Here is a 19,208-nt window from a genome sequence, read left to right on the forward strand (position 1 = left end):
GACCGAACCAGCTACAAGGCCACCATCAGCATCAACATCCACATGCCCGATGAACCTTGACAAACCAGCGTGAAGCCAAACTAAACGGCATTGGGTCTAGGCCCTCAGCGGATGCGGCGGCGGAGCGAGGGGTCGATGCTGACGTTGCGGCCCGCGTCCGGCGGCACGACGACCTCCTGCGCCGCCGCCACCCCGCCGGCCAGCAGCGGCGCGTCCACCGGCACCGTGCGCTTCACCACGGCCAGCGCGATCGGGCCCAGCTCGTGGTGCCGCGCGGCCGAGCCGACCACGCCGATCTCCTGGCCCTCCAGGACCACCGGAGCGCCGTGCGGTGGCAGCGTGTCGACGCTGCCGTCGAGGTGCAGGAAGACCAGGCGGCGCGGCGGGTGCCCGAGGTTGTGCACCCTGGCGACGGTCTCCTGGCCGCGGTAGCACCCCTTGCTCAGGTGCACGGCCGAGCCGATCCACCCCACCTCGTGGGGGATCGTCTTGTGGTCGGTGTCGAGCCCCAGCCGCGGCCGGTGCGCCTCGATCCGAAGCGCCTCGTACGCCCACAGCCCCGCCAGCGGCCTGCCCAGGTGGTCGGACAGCTCGGCGCGCGGCACCAGGAAGTCTTCTGTGGCCGTGGAGAGCACGGCCAGCTCGTCGGCCCTCGACACCTCCACGCGGAGCATGAACCGCATCCGGTCGAGATAGTCGATCAGGCTCTGCGCGGTGCCCGGCTCGACGTGGGCCAGCACGCTCTCGCCGTCGTCGACCAGCGTCAGGTGGTGCAGCACGTGACCCTGCAGGTCGAGGTCCAGCGTCTGCGTCCACTCGCCGGGGCGCAACGTGTCGAGCTGCTGCGAGGTCAGGTCGTTGAGCCATTTCAGCCGGTCGGCGCCGGAGATGCGGACCACCTCGCGGTTGCTGCGGTCGACGACCGCCTCACCCTTGGCCAGCGCGCGCTGCTCGGCGAACAGGTCACCGTAGTGCGCGGCTACGTCGGAGTCCGGCTCGTCGGCGGCGACGGCACCGGGAAGGTCGAGCAGAGGGCTACGCATGCCATCCAGGCTAGCGGCAGTCGCGAGGATGCCCGCAGACGGGAGGCCGCGCGCCTATCGGCAGTTGCGGCACCGGCCGAAGACCGTCAGGTGATGCACGTCCGCGATGAACCCCAGCTCCTCGTCCAGCCCCTTGACCAGCCCTTCCGCCAGCTCGGGACGCACCTCGAACACCTCGTCGCAGCCCCGGCACACCAGGTGCACATGATCGGCCTCGGCAGCCAGATGGTAGGTCGGCGCGCCGTGCCCGAGGTGGGTGTGGGTGACCATGCCGAGCTCTTCGAGCAGCTCCAGCGTGCGGTAGACGGTCGAGATGTTCACGCCGCGGGCGGTCTCGCGGACCCTGACGCAGATCTCCTCCGGCGTGGCGTGCTCCAACGACTTGACCGCCTCAAGGACGAGCTGGCGCTGTGGGGTGACCCGGTAGCCCTTGGCGCGGAGTTCCTCATGCCACTGCGTCTCGGTCATGTCCTGAGTTTAGGCGCATGGGCCGCCGGACGGTCCGGTGATATTCACTTGCCCCTTCCGAGCACGAGCGCATAGCGTCTTTGGTACGCGGAAAGGAGGTGGTCCAAACAATGGTGATTCATAGTTGGACTAGCGAGGTGGTTGTCCGCTAAGTCGCGGACTGTTGTCTCGTGACGCACGGCGAATACGAGGCAACCGCCGGGGCCCCTGGCAGCCGGAGGGCGGGATCCCATCCCGACCTTGGTCCATCCGGCCCGCCTGCTCGGCAGGCGGAGTTGGCCTGGGGCCCTTCTTCATGCTCCCGGGGTCAGTGCTCGCCTCGCGCCGCGATGCCGAGCTTGCCGCACGCATCCCGATAGAGCTGCACCACGGCCTTGCGCACCTGGGCGCGCTCGGTGAGCGTCGCTCCCCAGGGCACCCGGACCCGCTCCCCGCCGTCGACGGTGAACTCGATCGCCTCGGCGTCCACGTCGCTCGTCACCGCCGAGGTGGCCTCGGGGCGTCCGCCGAGTCCTCGTACGATGATCAGCGCGTCTTCGGCATGGTCGTCATTCATGTGGCGCTTGATCGCCTCGACGGCGTCAGCGGTGAAGGGCGTGCTCATACCAGGTCAAGCTACCTTCTTCAGCTCTGCCGACATGTGGTCCGTGAGCGGGTGTCCCACGGCCGCCATCTCGTACGCCCACATGAGATTGCCGTTGACCAGCCCGTACAGCCGGTGGCCCGCGGTGTATTCCTTGGCCGAGGCGGTGCGGGCGACGACGTCCGTGCGTAGCTCGATCTTGTGGAAGACGACCTCGCCGATGTAGATCTCGACGATCCCGGTCGGGTGCGCGAGCACCACCTCGATCTGCCTGTCAGGCTGGGGACGCCAGTATCCCGACTCGGTGGCCAGCGGCTTCACCCGGTTTCCGTCCTCGTCGAGCAGCCAGGTGCGGCTCACGTAGGACAGGAACGGCTTCCCGTTGTGCGCGAACTCGATCTCCTGACCGAAGTTGAAGCTCTCGATCGTCGGGTAGCCGCCCACGCCGGCGCCTTCCCACCGCCCGAGCAGGAACGCGATCTGCTCCAGGTCGGGGTGCACTTCAGGTTCTTCCATGTTCCCCAAGCCTAGTGGCCCTGGCCTGCCGTACGGCCTCGATATCCATTCCGATATCGATGGAGGCGGCATATCAGTCTTGGACAGTGAGAACGGCCCTGTGCTGTCATGACGCCCATGTCCACTTCGAGCCCCTTGTGGAGCCTTGCCCGTCTGACCGGAGCGGCCGTCGCCGCCGGCGCCCTGGTGGCCGCGCTCACGCTGCCCGCCGTGGGCGGCACGGGCACGCTGGTCGTCTCCGCCACCGAGACGCTGGATCTCAAGCCCGCCCAGCTCGAAGAGCCGCCCCTGGCCCAGACCTCCGTCGTGTACGACGCCAAGGGCGACCGCATCGCCCAGTTCTACGCCGAGAACCGCAAGGTCGTACGCCTGGACCAGATCGCCGACGTGATGAAGACGGCGATCGTCGCCATCGAGGACTACCGCTTCTACCAGCACGGCGCGATCGACTTCGAGGGCACCGTCCGCGCCCTGGTCAAGAACCTCAGCTCGGGCGGCATCGCCCAGGGCGGCTCCTCCATCACCCAGCAGTACGTCAAGCAGGTCCTGCTGAACTCCGCCGACACCGAGGCGGGCAAGAACAAGGCGCTGGAGGCCAGCTACGCGCGCAAGCTCAAGGAGCTGCGGTACGCGATGGGCGTGGAGCAGAAATACTCCAAGGACGAGATTCTCCGTAGATATCTGAACATCGCGTACTTCGGGGCGGGCGCCAACGGCGTGGAAGCGGCGGCGCGGCGCTTCTTCGGCGTCTCGGCGGCCCACCTCAGCCTGGCCCAGGCGGCGACCCTGGCCGGCGCCGTCCAGAACCCCAACAGGACCGATCCCGAGCTCGGCAAGCAGGCCCGCAAGCTGCTACTGGAACGCCGCAACGTGGTGCTGGACCGGATGGCGCAGCTCGACCGCATCACGCCCGAGCAGGCGGCGCAGGCCAAGGCGGAGCAGCTCGGCTACAAGGGGGTCGACGCCCCCAACGGCTGCCAGGACAGCCCTTATCCCTACTTCTGCGAGTACGTACGCTACGAGCTGCTCACCAACCCCGCCTTCGGCGGGACGCAGCGGATCAGGGAGCAGCGGTTCGAGCGCGGCGGGCTGAAGATCTACACGACGCTGGACCCCAAGGCGCAGCGGGCGGCGGAGGCGGCGATCAGGAAGCACGTGTTCGCCTCGGACCACGCCGTCGCCGCCGAGGCGCTGGTCAAGCCGGGTACGGGCGAGATCAAGGCGATGGCGGCCAGCCGGCCCTACGGCCGTTCCGCCAAGCGGAAGGAGATCTCCTACAACCCGGTGGCGGACAAGCGGCACGGCGGGCTGATCGGCTTCCAGGCGGGCTCGACGTTCAAGACGTTCACGCTGATCACGGCGCTCGCCCAGGGCATGAAGATCGACGACGGGATCAGCGTGACCAACGCCTACACCGCTCCCGGCTATGCCTCGTTCAAGAACTGCAAGGGTCAGAACATGGGCATCCCATCCTGGACGGTCACCAACGACGAGGGCTCGCCCGGTTTCAAGACGCTGGCGACCGGCACGTGGGGGTCGGTGAACACGTTCTTCATGGCGCTGGAGCAGCGGGTCGGCCTCTGCGAGACGGTGCAGACGGCCAAGTCGCTGGGCATCAGGCGGGCGGACGGGGGGCCGCTGCAGGAGTACGAGACGTTCACGCTCGGGATCAACGAGATGGACCCGGTGACCGTGGCCGCCGCGTACGCGGCGGTGGCGGCGCGCGGCACGTACTGCGCGCCCATGGTCATCACCAAGGTGAACGAGGTGGGCGCGGGCACGACGACCTCGTACAAGCCGTCGTGCCGCAAGGCGCTGGACCCGGAGGTGGCCGACGCCACCGCGCACGTCCTGTCCGGCGTGTTCACCAAGGGCACGATGCGCGGAGTCGGCGGCATCGGCCGCCCGGCGGCGGGCAAGACGGGCACCACGGACGGGTACGCCACGGCCTGGTTTGCCGGCTTCACCCCCGACCTCGCGGGTGCGGTCAGCGTGGGCGACCCGCGTGGCTCCCAGCGGTACAAGCTGACCGGGGTCACGATCGGCGGCCGGTACTTCGGCGCGGTGGCCGGCGCCTCGGTGCCCGGGCCGATCTGGAAGGACACCATGATGGCGGCGCTGAAGGACGTGCCGGCCTCGGACTTCACCCCGGTGAACACGGCCCGCTTCGGCGGCTGCGACCAGAGCTGCGCACCGGCCCGCGAGGAGCGTCAGGAAACGGCGGAGGAGTTAGGGTGACGGTATGGGACGATCACTGGTGATCAAGGTGACCGCCGGGGCGGATGCCCCCGAGCGGTGCAACCAGGCGTTCACCGTCGCGGCCGCCGCGCTCGCGAGCGGTGTGCCCGTTTCTCTCTGGTTGACCGGCGAGTCGTCGTGGTTCGCGCTGCCGGGCAGGGCCAAGGAGTTCAGCCTGCCGCATGCCGCGCCGCTCGCGGACCTGCTCGACGCCGTGCTGGCGGGTGGGCGGGTGACGCTCTGCACCCAGTGCGCGGCCCGCAGGAACATCACCGTGGACGACGTGATCGAGGGGGTCCGCATCGCGGGCGCTCCGGCATTCGTCGAGGAAGCGGTCAGCGAGGGCGCGCAGGCGCTGGTCTACTGACCGTCGCCGGCCGCCGGACGCCGAGCCGCACGCGTGTCGCGCTCCACGTGCGGCCCGGGAAGGGTCAGCTCGGCAGCACGGCGGCCAGGCGTTCCTGGCGGAGGGCCTCGTAGCGGGAGTCGTCGAGCGGCACCAGCTCCCCCACCCGCCACGACAGCAGCAGGTCCGCCAGCGCGGGATTGCGGGCCAGCGCCGGCCCGTGCAGGTATGTCCCGACCACGTGCCCCGCGTAGCACCCCTCGAACCCGTCGCCGTTGCCCACGCCCACGACGGTCCTGGACAGCGGCCTGACGCCGGGGCCCAGGTGGGTGACGCCCATGTGATTTTCGAAGCCGGTCAGCGTGGGGAGGCTGAGCGCGGCGTCCACCTCCGCCACCAGCTCGCCCACGGCGCGCGCCGGCCCGCGGGAGCTGGCGATGTCGAGCAGGCCGATGCCGTCGACCGGCTGGCCCTCCTCGCCGCCGAACGTGCTGCCCATGATCTGGTATCCGGCGCACACCGCCAGCAGGGCGGCGCCGCGGGCGACGGCACGGTGGAGTCCGCCGTCCCGGCGCAGGCGCTCGGCGGCCAGGATCTGCGGGCGGTCCTCGCCCCCGCCGATCAGGTAGATGTCGCCGGTCTCCGGCACCGGGTCCGCAGAGCGTACGTGGATCGTCTCCGTCTCGATGCCCCTGCGGTGCGCACGCTGCTCCAGGACGAGCACGTTGCCCTGGTCGCCGTACGTGCTCAGCAGGTCAGGGTAGATCCAGACGATGCGCAGGGCGCTGTCAGACGGCACGGCCGAACTCCGATCGGATGCTCTGGAACGCGGTGTAGTTGGCGATCACGTCGACCCGGCCGGGCGGCTGCATGGCGAGGGCCTCGCTGAACGTGCTGCACAGCGTGAACGGCACGTCCGCCACGTCGAGCCTGAGCGCCAGGTCGAGGCGGCGTTCGCCGGTCACGAACACGGGCCGCCCGCGCAGGATGCGATAGTCGACGTCCCACAGCCACGAGGTGTCACGGCCGTCGGGGCCCTGCGCGTTGACCGCGAGGATGATCGGCAGCTGCGGGTCGGCCACGTCGAACGCCTCCAGCCACCCCGCCGGGTTCTTCGCAAGCAGCAGCCGCGCGTGGCGGCCGTCGCGCTCGACGGTGGTGTAGCGGCCGGCCACCGAGGTGACCTCGCGCAGCCTGGGCAGGGCGCGCTCCACCGGCACCCCGAACGCCTCCGCCACCGCCAGCGCCATCACCGCGTTGGAACGGTTGGCCTGGCCGGGCAGCTGGATGTCGAGCAACCACCGCTGGCCGCGCGGGTCGACGGCCACGTCGTCGTCGAGCGCCCACTGCGGCTCCGGCCGGTGGAACGTGCACTCCCTGCACGCCCAGAAGGCGTCCTTGCGGTCGAGCGGGCCGCCGCACTCGGGGCAGCACCAGGAGTCTTCCTTCCACCGCTGCCCGCCGGCGACCCACGTGACCTTGGCTGCCGTGGAGGCGCCCCAGGTCACGAGCGGGTCGTCGCAGTTGGCGATGACGTGGGTGGGCTTGCCGGACAGGGCCCTGCGCCACTTCTGCGCGAGCAGCCAGATCTCGGCGGCGCGGTCCATCTGGTCGCGGCTGAGGTTCATCAGGCAGACGACGCTCGCGCCGGTCGTGTCGAGCACCTCCGGCAGGTACTTCTCGTCCACCTCCAGCACGCCGTACGGGGCGGCCTTGCTCTGGGAGAGCGCCGAGACGTGGCCGGCGGGCATGTTGGCGCCGAACGCGTTGGTGGCCACCTCGCCGAGGTCGAGCAGCGCCGAGGTGATCAGCCTGGTCGTGGTGGTCTTGCCGTTGGTGGCGCTGACCAGGGCCAGCTTGCGGTCGCGGGCCAGCTTGCGCAGGAGGTCGGGCTCGAGCAGCAGGCCCACTCGGCCGCCGATCACCGAGCCGTCACCGCGCCCGGTCATCCTGGACAGTGTGGCGGCACTGCGGCCCAGGGCGCTGGCGAGCTGGGCCCGCAGAGGAAGCTGGGTCATGCCCAAGGATCCTAGTCGGCGTTGGCCGTTGGTCTGGAGAAGCACACGAAAACACGGCCAACGGGTCAGGAGGGGCTCGGGGCGGGCTCGGCGAAGGCGATCTCCGGGGCCCCGCCGTGGTCGAACGGCAGGACGAAGCGCCGGGGCCAGGACAGCACGCCCTCCAGCCACCCGGCCCCCATCGTCTGCCCCACGTGCCGCACCCGCGCCGACGACTCGATCCCGATCGCCACCGTCGTGATGTCCCGCTGCACCCCTTCGTTCTCGTCGTCCCCCAGGATCACCCGCCAGGCCAGTGCCCGGTTACGGTCTATCTCCATCGACAGGGGGTGATGCCGCAGCGCCTTCGCCCGATGCCCGAGCAGCTCCGTGTGGACGAGATCGGGCGAGGAGCCGTTGCCGTTGGACGGCTGGCGGAAGAGGGCGTACTCCATGGGAGGCGCCGGGCTGCGCAGGTCGGGAGCGGGCTGGCCGTACGGGAAGAGCCTGTCCACCTCGTGCAGCCAGCGGACCTGCGGGATCACCCACGACGCCCCCGGCCGCTCCCCGCCGCCTTCGAGCCCGGCGAGCAGCCGGGTGGCGGTCTCGGCCGCCTTCTCGGTGAGCAGCGAAGGATCGAACCAGCTGCGCAGCGACCACGCGCGCCGCTGCACCGAGCGCTCGATCAGGGTCGCCAGCAGGCATTCCCGGCGCCGCGCCGGCAGGTCGGACGAGGCGGAGGCGAGGGCGCGCGGCACTCCGGGCAGGGGCCGGTTGCTGACGAAGGCGAGCACGACCGTGTCGCACCAGATCCGCAGCCAGGCCCACTCGGGCGCGTCGGCGAGCACGTCGGCCTCACGCAGCTCCACCAGCGTGCACGCCTGCCCGGTACGGCAGGCCGAGCCGCACGCCGCGGACCGGCGGCCCCGGATGGGCGGCGGCGGCCCGGGCAGCACCTTCTCCCTGGACTCCCCCAGCGGCACGCGGACCCGCAGCGGCCGGTCCATCCCGTCGGCGAAGACCGCGGCCGAGCCCGGCTGCAGGGAGACGACGTGGCGGGACTGCTCGTCGCTCAGGTTCATGGCGGCGCCGACGAGCTTCCTGTCGTCCTCCGCCGGGAGCCGGTGCACCACCTTCAGCGCGGTGTTCTTGACCACGTCGGAGACGAGCTTGGTGGGGATCTGCTCGGCCACCACGATGCCCTCGCCGTACGCGCGGATCTCCGCGAGCAGCCCGGCCAGCAGCTCCACCGCGTGCGTGGACGCCCGCCCGTGGCCGCGGTCACGCAGCAGCCGGTGCGCCTCCTCGATCACGATGACGTGGCGCAGCTCATGGGACTTCTCCCTGCGCGCCCGCATGCGCAGGTGCTCGACGATCCTGATGATCAGCGTGCCCATGAGGAACGCCTTGTCCTCGTCGTTGGCGACGTCCTCGATCGCCAGCACGACGTCCCGTTCGAGCAGACCGCCGATGTCGGCGGGGTGTCCGCCCTCGAAGAAGCGCCCGGCCGAGCCGACCCGCAGGGAGCGGAGCCTGAGCGAGATGAAGCCCTCGACGTCCGCCTGGACCTCGCGGCCGTAGCCGATCTCCTTGATCACGTCCATGGCGTGCTGCTGGAGCTGTTCGAGGGTGGGGACACTGGGCGGGACGTTCGAGCCCGGCACGGCGCCGCCCGTGACGACGTCCCAGCCGGTCGCCTCGTAGACGCGCTGCAGCGCGAGTGACATGATCTGCGGAAACGGCTCCTCGGCGTCGAACGCCGCCATGAACAGCGCCCTGACCATGTCGATGTGGGCCTGGACGGGGTAGCCGGGCTCGGGTTCGAGCGGGTTGATGCTGAACGGCACGCCGTCAGGGGCCGACGGGTTGATGACCGTGATCGGCTCGTCGACGCGTCCGGCCATGGCGGCGTACTCGGACTTGGCGGGCTCGATGGCCAGCCACGGGATGCGCGCCCTGCTGAGCTGCTCCAGCAGGTGACGAACGGTCTGCGACTTGCCGGAGCCGGTCGCGCCCGTGACGAACGCGTGCCGGTTGAGCGTGGCCAGCGGCACCCGGAACGTACCGACCGCTCTGTCCTGCCCGTCGAGGATCTCCCCGAGCTCCAGCTCGCCCCCGTCGGCCTCGGACGTCACGTCGAAGAAGCCCGACTCGAGCACGCGTACCCCGGGGACCTCCCGGCGGGGCAGCCCGGCCAGCGCCGCGAGTGCTCCGGCGGTGGCGGCGAACGGGGCGGCGGCGCCGTCGGCCGGGTCCTGCATGGTGATGGCCAGGGCCTCGGGCAGCGTGTAGGCCGCGCCGTGCGAGCTGCGCAGCCGGTACGGGTGCTGGCTCATCTCGACCGACCCGACCAGCACGGGCGCGATCTGCCGCAGCTCCTCGGCGGTTGCGCCCCCGGCGAGCACGCGTACGTTCCAGAGTCCCGCCTCCCTGAACGCGTCCAGCTCCTGCATGCGCCGCTCGGCCCGCTCGGCGTCGAAGCGGGAGCGCTCCGAGGCGTCGCCGTACTGCCTGAGCACGTTGAGCTGGGTACGCAGGTGCGCCACCTCGGCGTCGAGCAGGTCGGTCGGCTCGGCCACCACCAGCCAGGCGAACGGCCGCGACATGAGCGTCACCAGCGTCGACTCGAACAACGTCGGCCGCCTGAGCTCGTCCGGGTCGAACTCGCGCCCCTTGCTCCCGAGCGGCGGCGCCTGCCGGCCCGGGCACGGCGTCCACACCAGGTCCGCCAGGTCGGCGAGATACTCCTCGTCGAGCTGGACGCCGCGGGCCCCACCGGGGAACAGCAGCGGCTGTGGCCCGCTCGGATACTCGGGCGCGCCGGTCGACCTGCGCGGCTGGCGCGGCGGCGACAGCGGCCCCGCGTTGGTGATGAGCTCGAGCGGCGCGCCGGACCCTCGCGACAGCCACCCGATGACGAACGGCCGGTCGCGTTGGGCGGCCGACAGCACCGCGGGCAGCACGGTGACGAAATCCCACTCCGCCGACGAGCTTCGCGAGGGTGCTGCGATCGACTGGATTCGATACCAGGGCCCACTCAGCGAGACACTCGGCTGCATTTCATTCCCCCACAGACGGTTCTTTGTTAAATTCCGCCAACCGTCAGCTCGTCACCTTGACATTGACCATGTCATTGCCTCCCCTTGCGCCAGTCCAGGCGTGGCGGTGGTGGTCCGAGGTTCGGTGGGGGCTCCTCGTCGCCGTCCCGCGCCTTGGGGTCGAGCGCCAGCACGGCCTCGCGTACCTCCTCCAGTTCGCCGAGCGTGGTCTTGGGGAAGGTCAGGATGGCCGGGTTCGCGTCGGCGAGGCGTACGCGCCTGCCCTGGGCCGTGGCGTCCGTGACGATCACGGAGGTCGTGGGGAGCTGCTGGAGCTGGTGCGGCTCGACGAGGAACTCGCGCGAGCGCTGCAGCACCCGCTCCTTCTCCGAGATCTTGTCGGCGGTCCTGCCCCACTCGGTGGACTCGGTGATGTCGCCCGCCAGGTCGGCGTGGCTCTCGTCCCTGGCCTCCCTGTCGTCGTCCAGCTGCGAGATCGTCGAGGTGTAACCGCCGTCGAGCCCGGGCAGCGAATCGCTGATCGTCTCGGTGAGCTGGGCCAGCTCCAGCCGGTGCTCGGTGCCGACATGCTCGCTGGCGACCCGCGCGTCCTCGGCGTTGCCGAGCCGCATGAACGCCACCGCCGCGTGCCCCCTGCCCAGCCGCTCCCGCACCGTGGGGGTCAAGGACCGATAAGTCAGGACCAGTCCGGTACGGGAGGTCTCGCAGGCGTCCATCAACCGGTCGAGCACGTCGCCCCTGAGCTTGTCGGCGCCCGCCACGATGATCGTGTGGTACCAGGGCCGGTCGGAGGCGGCGGACTGGCGCAGGATGTGGGTGAGGGCCGTGGCCACGTATGTGCCGAGCACGCGGTTGCCGAACACGCCCGCCTGCCGGTCCATGCTCACCACCCGCAGCCTGGCCGGCGGCAGCCGCACGGCCTCGGTGCCGAGCGTCTCCAGCTTGCGCAGCTGCGACTCCAGCGCCCAGGCGCGCTCGATCACCACCCGGTCGCTCACCCCACGCCCGAACAACGTGCCGATCCGCTCCAGCTGGGTCGCCGTGATCAGCCCGAACCTCAGGTCGTCGCGCGGGTCGCCCACCTGCGCCAGCGCCCGCAGCGCGGCCGTGACCTGGCTGATCGTGGCGTTCTCGCCGAGCACCTCCAGTACCCGCTCCAGGATGGCGTTGTCGAAGCTGAGGTCACGCGTGGTGCGGTGCTCCTCGCTCACGCTCACCACGTGGGCCAGCACGTCCGCGAACGCCTCGGGCTTGAGCGTGGCGCCCAGGTCGAGCTTGGGCAGATCGACCGGCAGCACCCAGACCAGCGGGTCGTCGCCGCCCTTGCGGGCCAGCTCGATCAGGTCCTTCGCGATCGCGCCCTCGGACAGGTCGAGCACGGTCAGGTGGCCGCCGCTGTAGAGCCGCGTGGCCCCGAGCAGCGTGATCAGGGCCGACCAGCCGGGCAACGTACCGCCCGCCACGTCGATGCGGTCGATCTCGTCGGGCACGGCGACCGCGTACCACGTGAGCTGCCTGTCGTAGCGCTCCTTGGAGTCCTGCCACTCGCGGTAGCGCTGGGCGTGCTCCTCCTGCGCGCGGAACAGCTCCTTGTCACGTTCCTCGCGCCGGCGCTCGCCCCTGGCCTGCTGCTCCAGCACCCGGTACTTGACCGCCCTGTCACCCTGTACCAGCGCGTAACTGCAGATGGCCGCCACGCCTCCGGTGGCGGTGAGCCCGGCGAGCGCGAACGACCACCCCAGGTAGCCCGCGATGGCCGCGGCGAGGATGAGCACGGCCAGCACCAGCATGAACGTCCGGAAGATCCGCACCGGCTGGTTGAGCATGTCCTCCTGGCGGCGCTCGCGGCGCAGCAATTCCTGCTCGGCGACGTCGGGCGCGGCGGCGGGCGGCGGCTCCTCGGCGGGCGAGGGACGTTTGGGCGGCGGACCCGGGTCGGGGTGCAGCAGGATGTATTGCCAGCCCAGGTAGATGCGGTCCGCCTGTAGCTGGGCATGCTCGGGATGCACGTCCGTCACGTGACCCTCCGGCCGCCGATATGTCGTTAGGAGTAGGGGCCAGCCCTTTCCGCTCCGTGACAGCGTATGAGCTTCAAGCCCCGTAGCGGCAGGGTTTCTCGGCAATTCTCCCTGTCCGATGGGAGCATTGCGGCAGATGGGACAGACGAGACCTACTACCATCCTTTTCCATGACGGAACCCTCCGGCGCAAGCAGTGACAAGCCCAGACGCCCGGTAGTGGTGCCCGCAGTTGCCCTGGTGGCGTTCACCGCCGTCGGCATCACCGCCTTGCTGGGCGGTCTGAGCGAGGCTCCTGACGAGCCGGAGCCGCTGGGCCAGGGCGCGGTGCTCGACCAGGGCCTCTACTCCACCAAGTTCGTCGAGTCGCGCGTGACGGTGGAGCGGGCGAAGACGCAGTTCGAGGAGGACAAGCGCTTCGTCGAGCTGGTCTTCGACGTCACCAACCAGGGCGACAAGACCTTCCCGGTCGGCCTGCCCGCCCAGAAAGTCGAGCAAGCCTTCGCTTTGGACGGCTTCGCCGCCTCGCTGTTGAACATCAACCCGGCCTTCGACAAAGCCGCGGGGCCGTTCGCCTTCGCGCAGGCCAAGGGGAACGAGAGCCGTCAGCTCCAGCCGGGGGTGACCAGCCAGGTCATCGTGCGTTACCGGCTGAAGGACGACGAGCAGCCGCCGGACCGGATCACCATGGACGTGGCCTCCTTCGAGGAGGAGCGCCAATTCGGCAGCAACGACCTGGCCTGGAAGATGGTCGCCAAAGAGATGGGCGACAAGTGGATCCCCGAGATCAAGGCGCGAGTGACGCTGACTGTCAAGAAGGGTGACGCAGCGTGACCACGACAGAGCAGCGAACAGCGGTGGCCCGCGCCCGGCGCGGCGGCGGCAGGCGGGCCGAGCGGGGGCAGGGGGCCGGGAGCCGGCTGCTCGGCGTGGTCGTGGGGCTGGTGCTGCTGGCCGCCGCCGTGGCGGTGCAGACCCTGCACATGACCGAGGGCCAGGAGGGCGATCCGCTCACCTACACGGGGGTCAAGGGTGAGGCCGTCGACGCGCGGCGGTTCACCGTCCGGCTCGACTCGTTCACCGCGGCCAGGTCGCTCCAGAGCAGCGGCAGCACCCTCGGGACCGACAACCTCTTCCTCATCGTGAACGCCTCGGCCAAGTCCAGCCGTGAGCCCTATCACCTGGCGCAGCCGGTGCTGCTGACCGCCGACGGGAAGCGCTTCTCCGCCACCGACCGGGTGAACAGCGACCTGACGCTGGCCGCCACATGGGTGCAGCCGGACATCTGGGTGAGCGGGCGGTTCTACTTCGAGGTGCCGCCTTCCGTGCTGCCCGGGGCGCGGGTGGTGTTCGGGCTGCCGAACAAGACGCTGGTGGAGTCGTACCAGCCAGAGGTCGAGGTGGATCTCGGCCTGGACGAGGAGGGCGCGCGCAAGCTCGCGGCCTCGCCTCAGGACGTCTACTCGACCGACAAGAAGTGATCGCAGGATGAGCACGAACGAGCGCGACTGGTTCTCGCCCAGGAACGAACCGCGGCGCGAGGAGGACCCGCCGCCCCCGCCCCCGCCCAGCCAGGAGCCGCCCCCGGGCCTCGGCTCCCACTCCGGCCTCGGCACGCCCGCTCCCACCCCGGGCACCGTGCCGCCCGGCCGTGGGCGGCACTCCGGTCACGCCCTGCCTTCCGAGGACGAGGAGGAGGTGCCGCCTGGTGCCGAAACGGCGCCGGTCCCTCGGATTCCGTCAGGGGGCGAGCTGCCCGGCCTCGGCAGGCGTCGCGGCCGCGGAACGCCGCCTCCCGGCTATGACGCGCTGGAGCCGCAGCCAAGCGAGCCGCAGGACGTGCTGGGGTGGCCAAGCGCGCCGCAGGAGGCCCCGGAACGGTCCGGCCCACCGCAGGCCGTGCCGGAGTGGCCCCGCAGCACGCCACAGGCCGTGCCCGAGTGGCCCAGCGTGCCTCAGGACGCCCCCGAGTGGCCCAGCACGCCACAAGGGCCCCCTGAATGGGCTAGAACCCCACAGGACGCGCTGGAGTGGCCCAGCGCGCCACAAGAGGCACAAGAGGCACCAGAGTGGCACAGCGCGCCGCCGCAGAGCAGCACACCACCGCAGAGCAGCACACCGCCGCAGAGCAGCACACCGCCGCAGAGCAGCGCACCGCCGCATGGCCCGATGCACGCGCAGGGACAGGCGGCGGCGCACGGGGCGCCTCCGCGCCATGGCGCGCCGCAGAGCCGGGCTCGGCACGTCCTGTCCGACCAGCAGGTGTGGCCGCCGGCCCCTCGCGAACCCGTCGGCGGCTCCACCCAGCCGCTACCGACCGTCCAGGGCCCCCCGCCTTTCGAGCCACAGCAGAGGGCGTCCCCGCCCGGGCAGCCCCCACAGGCGGCCGCGGCGATGCCGCACCAACCTCCGGGCGACGGGCCGCACGGCGCCTCGCCCGACGCGCCGCAGGCCACCGAGCCGGGGTCGCGGCGGGCCGCCGCACCCGGGGCACGGCGTAAGCGCACGTTGCTGATCGCCGCCGGCGCCGTGGTCGTGTCGCTTCTCACCACGGCCGCCCAGTCGTACGACGGCTACCTCTTCTACGAGAAGAGCAGCACCAAGGAGACCAAGCTGATCATCGTGCCCGCCGGCCAGGCGGGCAGGTCGCACAACATCGAGTACCGGGCCGCGGTCGCCCCCACCAAGGCTCCCCCGAACAGCAAGCACGGCCCCGAGGTCACTTGGCTGAAGGTGGACATCACGAGGAAGGCCCTCGACGAGAGCAGCGCCACCATGACCGCCAAGCCCAGCGAGGTCCGGTTGGAGGACAGCGCAGGCCGTATCTGGGTCGTGGAGACCGCGGACGTGGGAGATCCGCCGACGGACCGGCTGGTGGTGGGCGAGGAGTACAAGGTCCAGGGGCTGGCCATCGTGCCGACCCCCGTGGCGAACGAGGTCGAGCTCTCCTTCCGGCCGAGCACCTACCGCTCGGACATCCCCACCGAGGATCTCTTCAAGCGTGAGGCTGTGGAGAAGATGGAGAAGGACGTCGAGGTCCTGCGGTTCAGACGTCGTTGAGCGGCTCGCCGTTGAGGCGGGCCCTGGTGGCCGCGATGTCGTACGCGGCCGCCAGCAGCGACATGGTCAGCACGGTCACGATCATGTCGCGTACGAAGGTCACCGGCGGCCCCATGAAGGCCCACGCGTACTCCTCCTGCGCGCCTATCAGCGTCATCAGCCCCCGCTCCGCGTACTGCCCGGTCACCGAGATGGTCACGTAGCACAGGCACATCATGCCGAACAGCGGCGCGCCGCTCCTGAACGCCATCCGCAGGGAATTGGCCAGCGGCAGCCAGCGGTCCCTGAACCCGCCCGTGAGCTGGTCGAACGACTTCTGCGTGATGTCGTGGCTCTCTTCGAGCCGGTCCACGCTCTTCTCCAGGCGGGTGCCCTTGAGCAGGGTACGGGCCTCGTCGGAGTACGAGCCGAAGACGAGCATCGCCACGGTGATCCAGGCCAGCGGTACGGCGATGGCGTCGAGGAAGTACGGCCAGACATCGCCGAAGAATTTGGTGACGGCGTCCCACAACGGCACGTTCTTCTGCGCCTCGGCCCAGAGCTCCTGCGTGCCGGCGACCACGTTGCGGTGCTCGAGCCACTCGGAGCGCGCGTCGGCGATGAAGACGGTGGCGTTCAGGCCGTAGAAGACGAAGGCGAACTCGGAGAAGGCGGCGAGGAAGCCGTAGAAGCCGCCCTTGCCCTGTTCGACGAACTTCGCGAAGAGCCACTTCAGCCCGAACATGACGGCCATCGCCCCAAGCGACACCCGCCAGTCCAGATCGATGAGCCCGCGGCCGACCTGGGAGTCCTCGCCGAACCAGCTCGCGTCCAGCTGGTCGTAGAAGTGGTGGAACATGTCCATCTGGTAGACGTCCCTGGCGTCCTCCGTCTGGAATCCCCACGCCAGGTAGAGCACCGCGAAGGCCGGGGCCACCCGGTCGAGCACCCGGAAGAAGCGCTCCTGCGCCTCGCCCTCGTCCACCCGCGCGCGCATCTCCCACATGGCACCGCGCAGGGAGTACAGCATGCCGGTGGTGACCGTCATCGCCGTGAGGATGATGCACGTGAGCAGCGTCATCACGGCGACGAGGCGGACCTGTTGGAAGTCGCCGTACGCGACCTCGGTGGCGCCGTACAGCAGGAGGAAGCGCGCGAGCTGACCTGCGGCGAACCAGAAGATCAGCGGCAGGGCGCACTTGCCCGCCAGTCGTAGGGTGTGGAGGGGCAGCGAGTACGGCGACGGCATCCCCTGAGCCGGCGTAGGCCCAGGTCGGGGAGGTGCCATCACTCCTGTCGAACCGGACATCTGCAGAATCGTATCGGTCTGCCCCTTCTGCCGCAGCAGCAACTCCCGAAAGCGCTATGGCCTGCGGGCCGGGCACGGGTGGGTGACGTGCCTGTTCGGGCAGCAGATGAGGCTCACCGTGGCGAACCTGCCGCCGGTCAGCCACTCGCCCCATTGCACGTCCACGCCGCGCGGCAGGGCATCCCTCGCGGACGCGAGCCGCTCGTCCAGGCCGACCCTGTCGGCGTGCAGGAACGCGCCTTCCAGGCGGCCGTATCGGGAGCTCAGCCAGTCGAGCGCCGCGTCGAGGTCGTCGAACGTGGCCGCCACGCGCGAGCGCGGCTTGGCCAGCCAGTCGCCGGTCCGCATGGGCGGCACGGCGGAGCTCGGGAAGTCGGGCGAGTCAGGGCGGCGCTCCGCTTCCCTGTCACGCTCTTCCGCGCTGCCGGTCCAGGTGTACGCGTGCCAGTGCATGTGCCGGTCCAGGTCTTCGCCGGTGCGGGTGTCGTGCCTGGGCAGTGACAAAAGAATTATCGGCGAGGAAATGGCGGCCACGAAGCGCGACGCGTGCGATGACTGTATGGAGCCGCAGCCCGCAATGGACGCCGACCCTCGCGTGGTGGGAGATCGCCTACGGCGACTGCGTCAGGAGCGCGGCGTGTCGCTGTCGGAGCTCGCCAAGCGCTCCGGCATCGACAAGGCCACCCTGGCCGGCGCCGAGACAGGCACGCGCAGCCCGACACTGGAGACGCTCTGGGCGATCACCGCGCAGCTCGGTGTGCCGATCGGGGCGCTGCTCGCCGAGCCACCCGAGCCGCAGATCATGCGGGGCACGGCGATGGAGGCGGAGCTGCTCGAGGTGTTCGAGGACGAGCGCGTCACGTACGAGCTCTACCGGGTGACGGTCCCGCCCGGCCTCACACAGACCTCGCCCGCGCATCACGAGGGCGTGAGCGAGCACGTCACGGTCTTCACCGGCACGCTCAGCGCCGGTCCCATCCACGAGCCGCTCACGGCCGGCCCGGGCGACCACATCTCGTGGATCTCCGACGTGCCGCACGGCTACCGCGCGCGCGGGCCCGACGTCGTACGTGCCACGCTCCTCATGCGTTACCCGGTCAAACCCTGAGCGACCTACGCGGCGGGCCGGCAGGTGCGGCACGGGCGGTAACCGGCCGCCCGCGCCTGGGCGAGGCTGCGGAAGCCGTGCCGGTGCGCGGGCGTGATGCGCCTGGCGTTGTGGCACGTCGGGAAGCAGACGACGCCAGTGGTGTCGCTGGCCAGGTAGAACACCCGCTCCCCGGCCAGCTCCCGCACCCGCCGCAGGTCGGCGCCCTCGGCCAGCAGCAGCCGTTCCTTGGCCGCCGAGCCGAACACGTAATCCCCCACGACGCCGTCCGACCTGGTGACGCGGTGGCACGGGATCAGCAGCGGCACCGGGTTGCGGCCGAGCGCCGTGCCCACCGCGCGCACGGCCCCTGGCCGGCCGATCCGCTCCGCGATCCACGAGTACGGCCTGACCTCGCCGCGCGGGATCGTACGGGCCGCCTCCAGCACGTCGCGCTGGAAGTCGCTCAGCCCGCGCAGGTCCAGCCGGACCTTGGCGGTGCGGCCGGTGCGCAGCGCGGGCACCAGCCCGGCGGGCGGCCGCTCCGCGCGCAGCAGCGGCCGGGCGAACCGCTTCCTGAACGCCTCCGCGAACCCCTCGCCCGCGCGCACGTAGGCCACGCCCTGGTCGGTGAACGCGACGCGGAGCTCCCCGATCGGGCTCGGCACGCGTACCCAGCGGGCCGCGATCCGGTCGAGCAGCCCGTGGGGCGCGTCGGCGGCCAGCCCCGCGAGCGCGGCGAGCAGCCCGTCCGGCGCCTCTGGTTCGTCGAGCAGTGGGTCGTGGGTCATCGGGCACCTCCCAGTGCGCGTAGCCGCCGCAGCCCGCGCGACACGTGCGACTTGACCGTGCCCTGCGGGATCCTGAGCACGGTGGCGATCTCGCTGACCGGCAGGTCGACGACGTGCCTGAGCACCACCGCGACCCGCTGCTCCTCGGGCAGCAGGCTGAGCAGCTCGGCCAGCTCGTCGCCGGTCTCGCGGCGCACCGCGGCCTCCTCGACGTCCTGGCCGGGATCGGCCTCTTCGACCGGCTGGTCCTGCAGCTCCGGCGGTGGCTTGCGGGACTTGGCCCTGGCGCAGTTGCGCCAGATGTTCATCAGGATCGTCACCAGCCAGGCGCGCGGCTGGAGCGCGGCGATGCGGTCACGCTCGTAGCCGGCCAGCGCCCGGTACGCGCGCAGGAACGCCTCTGCGGTGAGATCCTCGGCGTCGGCCCAGCGCCCGCTCAGCCGCAGCGCGGTCGAGAAGACCAGGCCGCGGTAGGCGCCGTACAGCTCGGCGAACCCCTCGTCGAGGTCGTCGAGCAGCGCCTTGCGCACCGGGTCGAGACAGTCGGTTTCACTCACACCTGCTACAACACCGCCGCGTACCGATCCGTTGCAGCGCCGCCTCCCCGAAAGAGAAAAGCCCGCGTCCCGGGAAGGACGCGGGCCAATGGTCCCGCCACGACCCGCGTCCCTGCTTCCCTCTTTCAAAGGGACCTCTGCCGAAGTGCGGCGAGCAG

18 protein-coding genes are annotated in these 19,208 nt (G+C 70.7%); 6 read left to right on the forward strand and 12 right to left on the reverse strand.

The window, feature by feature from the left end:
* Window positions 1–104 precede the first annotated feature (104 nt).
* The 4 genes from ACIBVN_RS43400 to ACIBVN_RS43415 all read right to left on the reverse strand — a co-directional run bounded on the left by ACIBVN_RS43400 (window position 105) and on the right by ACIBVN_RS43415 (window position 2,610).
* Window positions 105–1,043 (reverse strand): YgfZ/GcvT domain-containing protein, encoded by a 939-nt coding sequence (locus tag ACIBVN_RS43400; protein WP_397146141.1) that lies wholly within the window; start codon window positions 1,041–1,043, stop codon window positions 105–107.
* Between the two features lie 54 nt (window positions 1,044–1,097).
* Complete coding sequence (locus tag ACIBVN_RS43405; RefSeq protein WP_397146142.1) at window positions 1,098–1,511, reverse strand: Fur family transcriptional regulator; 414 nt, start codon at window positions 1,509–1,511, stop codon at window positions 1,098–1,100.
* A 307-nt stretch (window positions 1,512–1,818) separates the two neighbouring features.
* Window positions 1,819–2,115: a DUF2470 domain-containing protein gene (locus tag ACIBVN_RS43410; protein ID WP_349446560.1), complete on the reverse strand. Its 297-nt coding sequence runs from the start codon at window positions 2,113–2,115 to the stop codon at window positions 1,819–1,821.
* A gap of 6 nt (window positions 2,116–2,121) precedes the next feature.
* The gene (locus ACIBVN_RS43415) at window positions 2,122–2,610 is read right to left on the reverse strand and encodes an FABP family protein (protein WP_397146143.1); all 489 of its coding nucleotides are present in this window, start codon (window positions 2,608–2,610) and stop codon (window positions 2,122–2,124) included.
* 117 nt (window positions 2,611–2,727) lie between these two features.
* On the opposite strand from ACIBVN_RS43415, the gene ACIBVN_RS43420 reads away from it, so the two are divergent.
* Window positions 2,728–4,848 carry a transglycosylase domain-containing protein gene (locus ACIBVN_RS43420; protein WP_397146144.1) on the forward strand — a complete coding sequence of 707 codons (2,121 nt, stop codon included), beginning with the start codon at window positions 2,728–2,730 and terminating at the stop codon, window positions 4,846–4,848.
* 4 nt (window positions 4,849–4,852) lie between these two features.
* On the forward strand, window positions 4,853–5,215 hold the full coding sequence (locus ACIBVN_RS43425) for a DsrE family protein (RefSeq protein ID WP_349446557.1): 363 nt from the start codon (window positions 4,853–4,855) through the stop codon (window positions 5,213–5,215).
* Window positions 5,216–5,279: 64 nt separating this feature from the next.
* On the opposite strand, the gene ACIBVN_RS43430 is transcribed toward ACIBVN_RS43425, so the two are convergent.
* The 4 genes from ACIBVN_RS43430 to ACIBVN_RS43445 form a co-directional block, all read right to left on the reverse strand.
* Window positions 5,280–5,993, reverse strand: a complete 714-nt coding sequence (locus ACIBVN_RS43430; protein ID WP_397146145.1) for a type 1 glutamine amidotransferase — start codon at window positions 5,991–5,993, stop codon at window positions 5,280–5,282.
* Window positions 5,983–7,212: a MurT ligase domain-containing protein gene (locus ACIBVN_RS43435; protein WP_397146146.1), complete on the reverse strand. Its 1,230-nt coding sequence runs from the start codon at window positions 7,210–7,212 to the stop codon at window positions 5,983–5,985. Before ACIBVN_RS43435 ends, ACIBVN_RS43430 begins: the two co-directional genes overlap by 11 nt.
* A 65-nt stretch (window positions 7,213–7,277) precedes the next feature.
* Window positions 7,278–10,250, reverse strand: a complete 2,973-nt coding sequence (locus ACIBVN_RS43440; RefSeq protein ID WP_397146147.1) for an ATP-binding protein — start codon at window positions 10,248–10,250, stop codon at window positions 7,278–7,280.
* A 71-nt stretch (window positions 10,251–10,321) separates the two neighbouring features.
* Window positions 10,322–12,268, reverse strand: coding sequence for a hypothetical protein (locus tag ACIBVN_RS43445; RefSeq protein WP_397146148.1), 1,947 nt, complete (start codon window positions 12,266–12,268; stop codon window positions 10,322–10,324).
* 170 nt (window positions 12,269–12,438) lie between these two features.
* Between ACIBVN_RS43445 and ACIBVN_RS43450 the strand changes: the two genes are divergently transcribed.
* From ACIBVN_RS43450 to ACIBVN_RS43460, 3 genes are read left to right on the forward strand one after another with little or no spacing between them, the layout of a single operon-like run.
* Window positions 12,439–13,101 (forward strand): hypothetical protein, encoded by a 663-nt coding sequence (locus ACIBVN_RS43450; RefSeq protein ID WP_397146149.1) that lies wholly within the window; start codon window positions 12,439–12,441, stop codon window positions 13,099–13,101.
* Window positions 13,098–13,748, forward strand: a complete 651-nt coding sequence (locus tag ACIBVN_RS43455) for a hypothetical protein (RefSeq protein WP_397146150.1) — start codon at window positions 13,098–13,100, stop codon at window positions 13,746–13,748. The genes ACIBVN_RS43450 and ACIBVN_RS43455 overlap by 4 nt, the downstream gene beginning before the upstream one ends.
* A 7-nt stretch (window positions 13,749–13,755) precedes the next feature.
* Window positions 13,756–15,327 carry a hypothetical protein gene (locus tag ACIBVN_RS43460; RefSeq protein WP_397146151.1) on the forward strand — a complete coding sequence of 524 codons (1,572 nt, stop codon included), beginning with the start codon at window positions 13,756–13,758 and terminating at the stop codon, window positions 15,325–15,327.
* Here ACIBVN_RS43460 and ACIBVN_RS43465 read toward each other — a convergent pair.
* Together ACIBVN_RS43465 and ACIBVN_RS43470 are read right to left on the reverse strand one after the other, a co-directional pair.
* Window positions 15,314–16,555 carry a hypothetical protein gene (locus ACIBVN_RS43465; RefSeq protein WP_397146152.1) on the reverse strand — a complete coding sequence of 414 codons (1,242 nt, stop codon included), beginning with the start codon at window positions 16,553–16,555 and terminating at the stop codon, window positions 15,314–15,316. The genes ACIBVN_RS43460 and ACIBVN_RS43465 overlap by 14 nt on opposite strands.
* A gap of 114 nt (window positions 16,556–16,669) precedes the next feature.
* Window positions 16,670–17,119: a hypothetical protein gene (locus ACIBVN_RS43470; RefSeq protein ID WP_397146153.1), complete on the reverse strand. Its 450-nt coding sequence runs from the start codon at window positions 17,117–17,119 to the stop codon at window positions 16,670–16,672.
* Window positions 17,120–17,192: 73 nt separating this feature from the next.
* Between ACIBVN_RS43470 and ACIBVN_RS43475 the strand changes: the two genes are divergently transcribed.
* On the forward strand, window positions 17,193–17,723 hold the full coding sequence (locus tag ACIBVN_RS43475) for a helix-turn-helix domain-containing protein (protein WP_397146154.1): 531 nt from the start codon (window positions 17,193–17,195) through the stop codon (window positions 17,721–17,723).
* A gap of 5 nt (window positions 17,724–17,728) precedes the next feature.
* Here ACIBVN_RS43475 and ACIBVN_RS43480 read toward each other — a convergent pair whose 3' ends face one another.
* Both ACIBVN_RS43480 and ACIBVN_RS43485 read right to left on the reverse strand, forming a co-directional pair.
* Window positions 17,729–18,493, reverse strand: coding sequence for a methylated-DNA--[protein]-cysteine S-methyltransferase (locus ACIBVN_RS43480; RefSeq protein ID WP_397146155.1), 765 nt, complete (start codon window positions 18,491–18,493; stop codon window positions 17,729–17,731).
* Window positions 18,490–19,050 carry an RNA polymerase sigma factor gene (locus ACIBVN_RS43485; RefSeq protein ID WP_349446545.1) on the reverse strand — a complete coding sequence of 187 codons (561 nt, stop codon included), beginning with the start codon at window positions 19,048–19,050 and terminating at the stop codon, window positions 18,490–18,492. The genes ACIBVN_RS43480 and ACIBVN_RS43485 overlap by 4 nt, the downstream gene beginning before the upstream one ends.
* Window positions 19,051–19,208: the final 158 nt, after the last annotated feature.

The sequence above is a fragment of the Nonomuraea sp. NPDC049400 genome, from assembly GCF_044466425.1.
GTDB lineage: Bacteria > Actinomycetota > Actinomycetes > Streptosporangiales > Streptosporangiaceae > Nonomuraea.

Excerpts from the sequence above, each read along its gene's own strand:
- ACIBVN_RS43400 (WP_397146141.1), bottom strand. The coding sequence starts at position 1,043 with ATGCGTAGCCCTCTGCTCGACCTTCCCGGTGCCGTCGCCGCCGACGAG.
- ACIBVN_RS43405 (WP_397146142.1), bottom strand. The coding sequence starts at position 1,511 with ATGACCGAGACGCAGTGGCATGAGGAACTCCGCGCCAAGGGCTACCGG.
- ACIBVN_RS43410 (WP_349446560.1), bottom strand. The coding sequence starts at position 2,115 with ATGAGCACGCCCTTCACCGCTGACGCCGTCGAGGCGATCAAGCGCCAC.
- ACIBVN_RS43415 (WP_397146143.1), bottom strand. The coding sequence starts at position 2,610 with ATGGAAGAACCTGAAGTGCACCCCGACCTGGAGCAGATCGCGTTCCTG.
- ACIBVN_RS43420 (WP_397146144.1), top strand. The coding sequence starts at position 2,728 with ATGTCCACTTCGAGCCCCTTGTGGAGCCTTGCCCGTCTGACCGGAGCG.
- ACIBVN_RS43425 (WP_349446557.1), top strand. The coding sequence starts at position 4,853 with ATGGGACGATCACTGGTGATCAAGGTGACCGCCGGGGCGGATGCCCCC.
- ACIBVN_RS43435 (WP_397146146.1), bottom strand. The coding sequence starts at position 7,212 with ATGACCCAGCTTCCTCTGCGGGCCCAGCTCGCCAGCGCCCTGGGCCGC.
- ACIBVN_RS43440 (WP_397146147.1), bottom strand. The coding sequence starts at position 10,250 with ATGCAGCCGAGTGTCTCGCTGAGTGGGCCCTGGTATCGAATCCAGTCG.
- ACIBVN_RS43450 (WP_397146149.1), top strand. The coding sequence starts at position 12,439 with ATGACGGAACCCTCCGGCGCAAGCAGTGACAAGCCCAGACGCCCGGTA.
- ACIBVN_RS43460 (WP_397146151.1), top strand. The coding sequence starts at position 13,756 with ATGAGCACGAACGAGCGCGACTGGTTCTCGCCCAGGAACGAACCGCGG.
- ACIBVN_RS43465 (WP_397146152.1), bottom strand. The coding sequence starts at position 16,555 with ATGCCGTCGCCGTACTCGCTGCCCCTCCACACCCTACGACTGGCGGGC.
- ACIBVN_RS43475 (WP_397146154.1), top strand. The coding sequence starts at position 17,193 with ATGGACGCCGACCCTCGCGTGGTGGGAGATCGCCTACGGCGACTGCGT.
- ACIBVN_RS43480 (WP_397146155.1), bottom strand. The coding sequence starts at position 18,493 with ATGACCCACGACCCACTGCTCGACGAACCAGAGGCGCCGGACGGGCTG.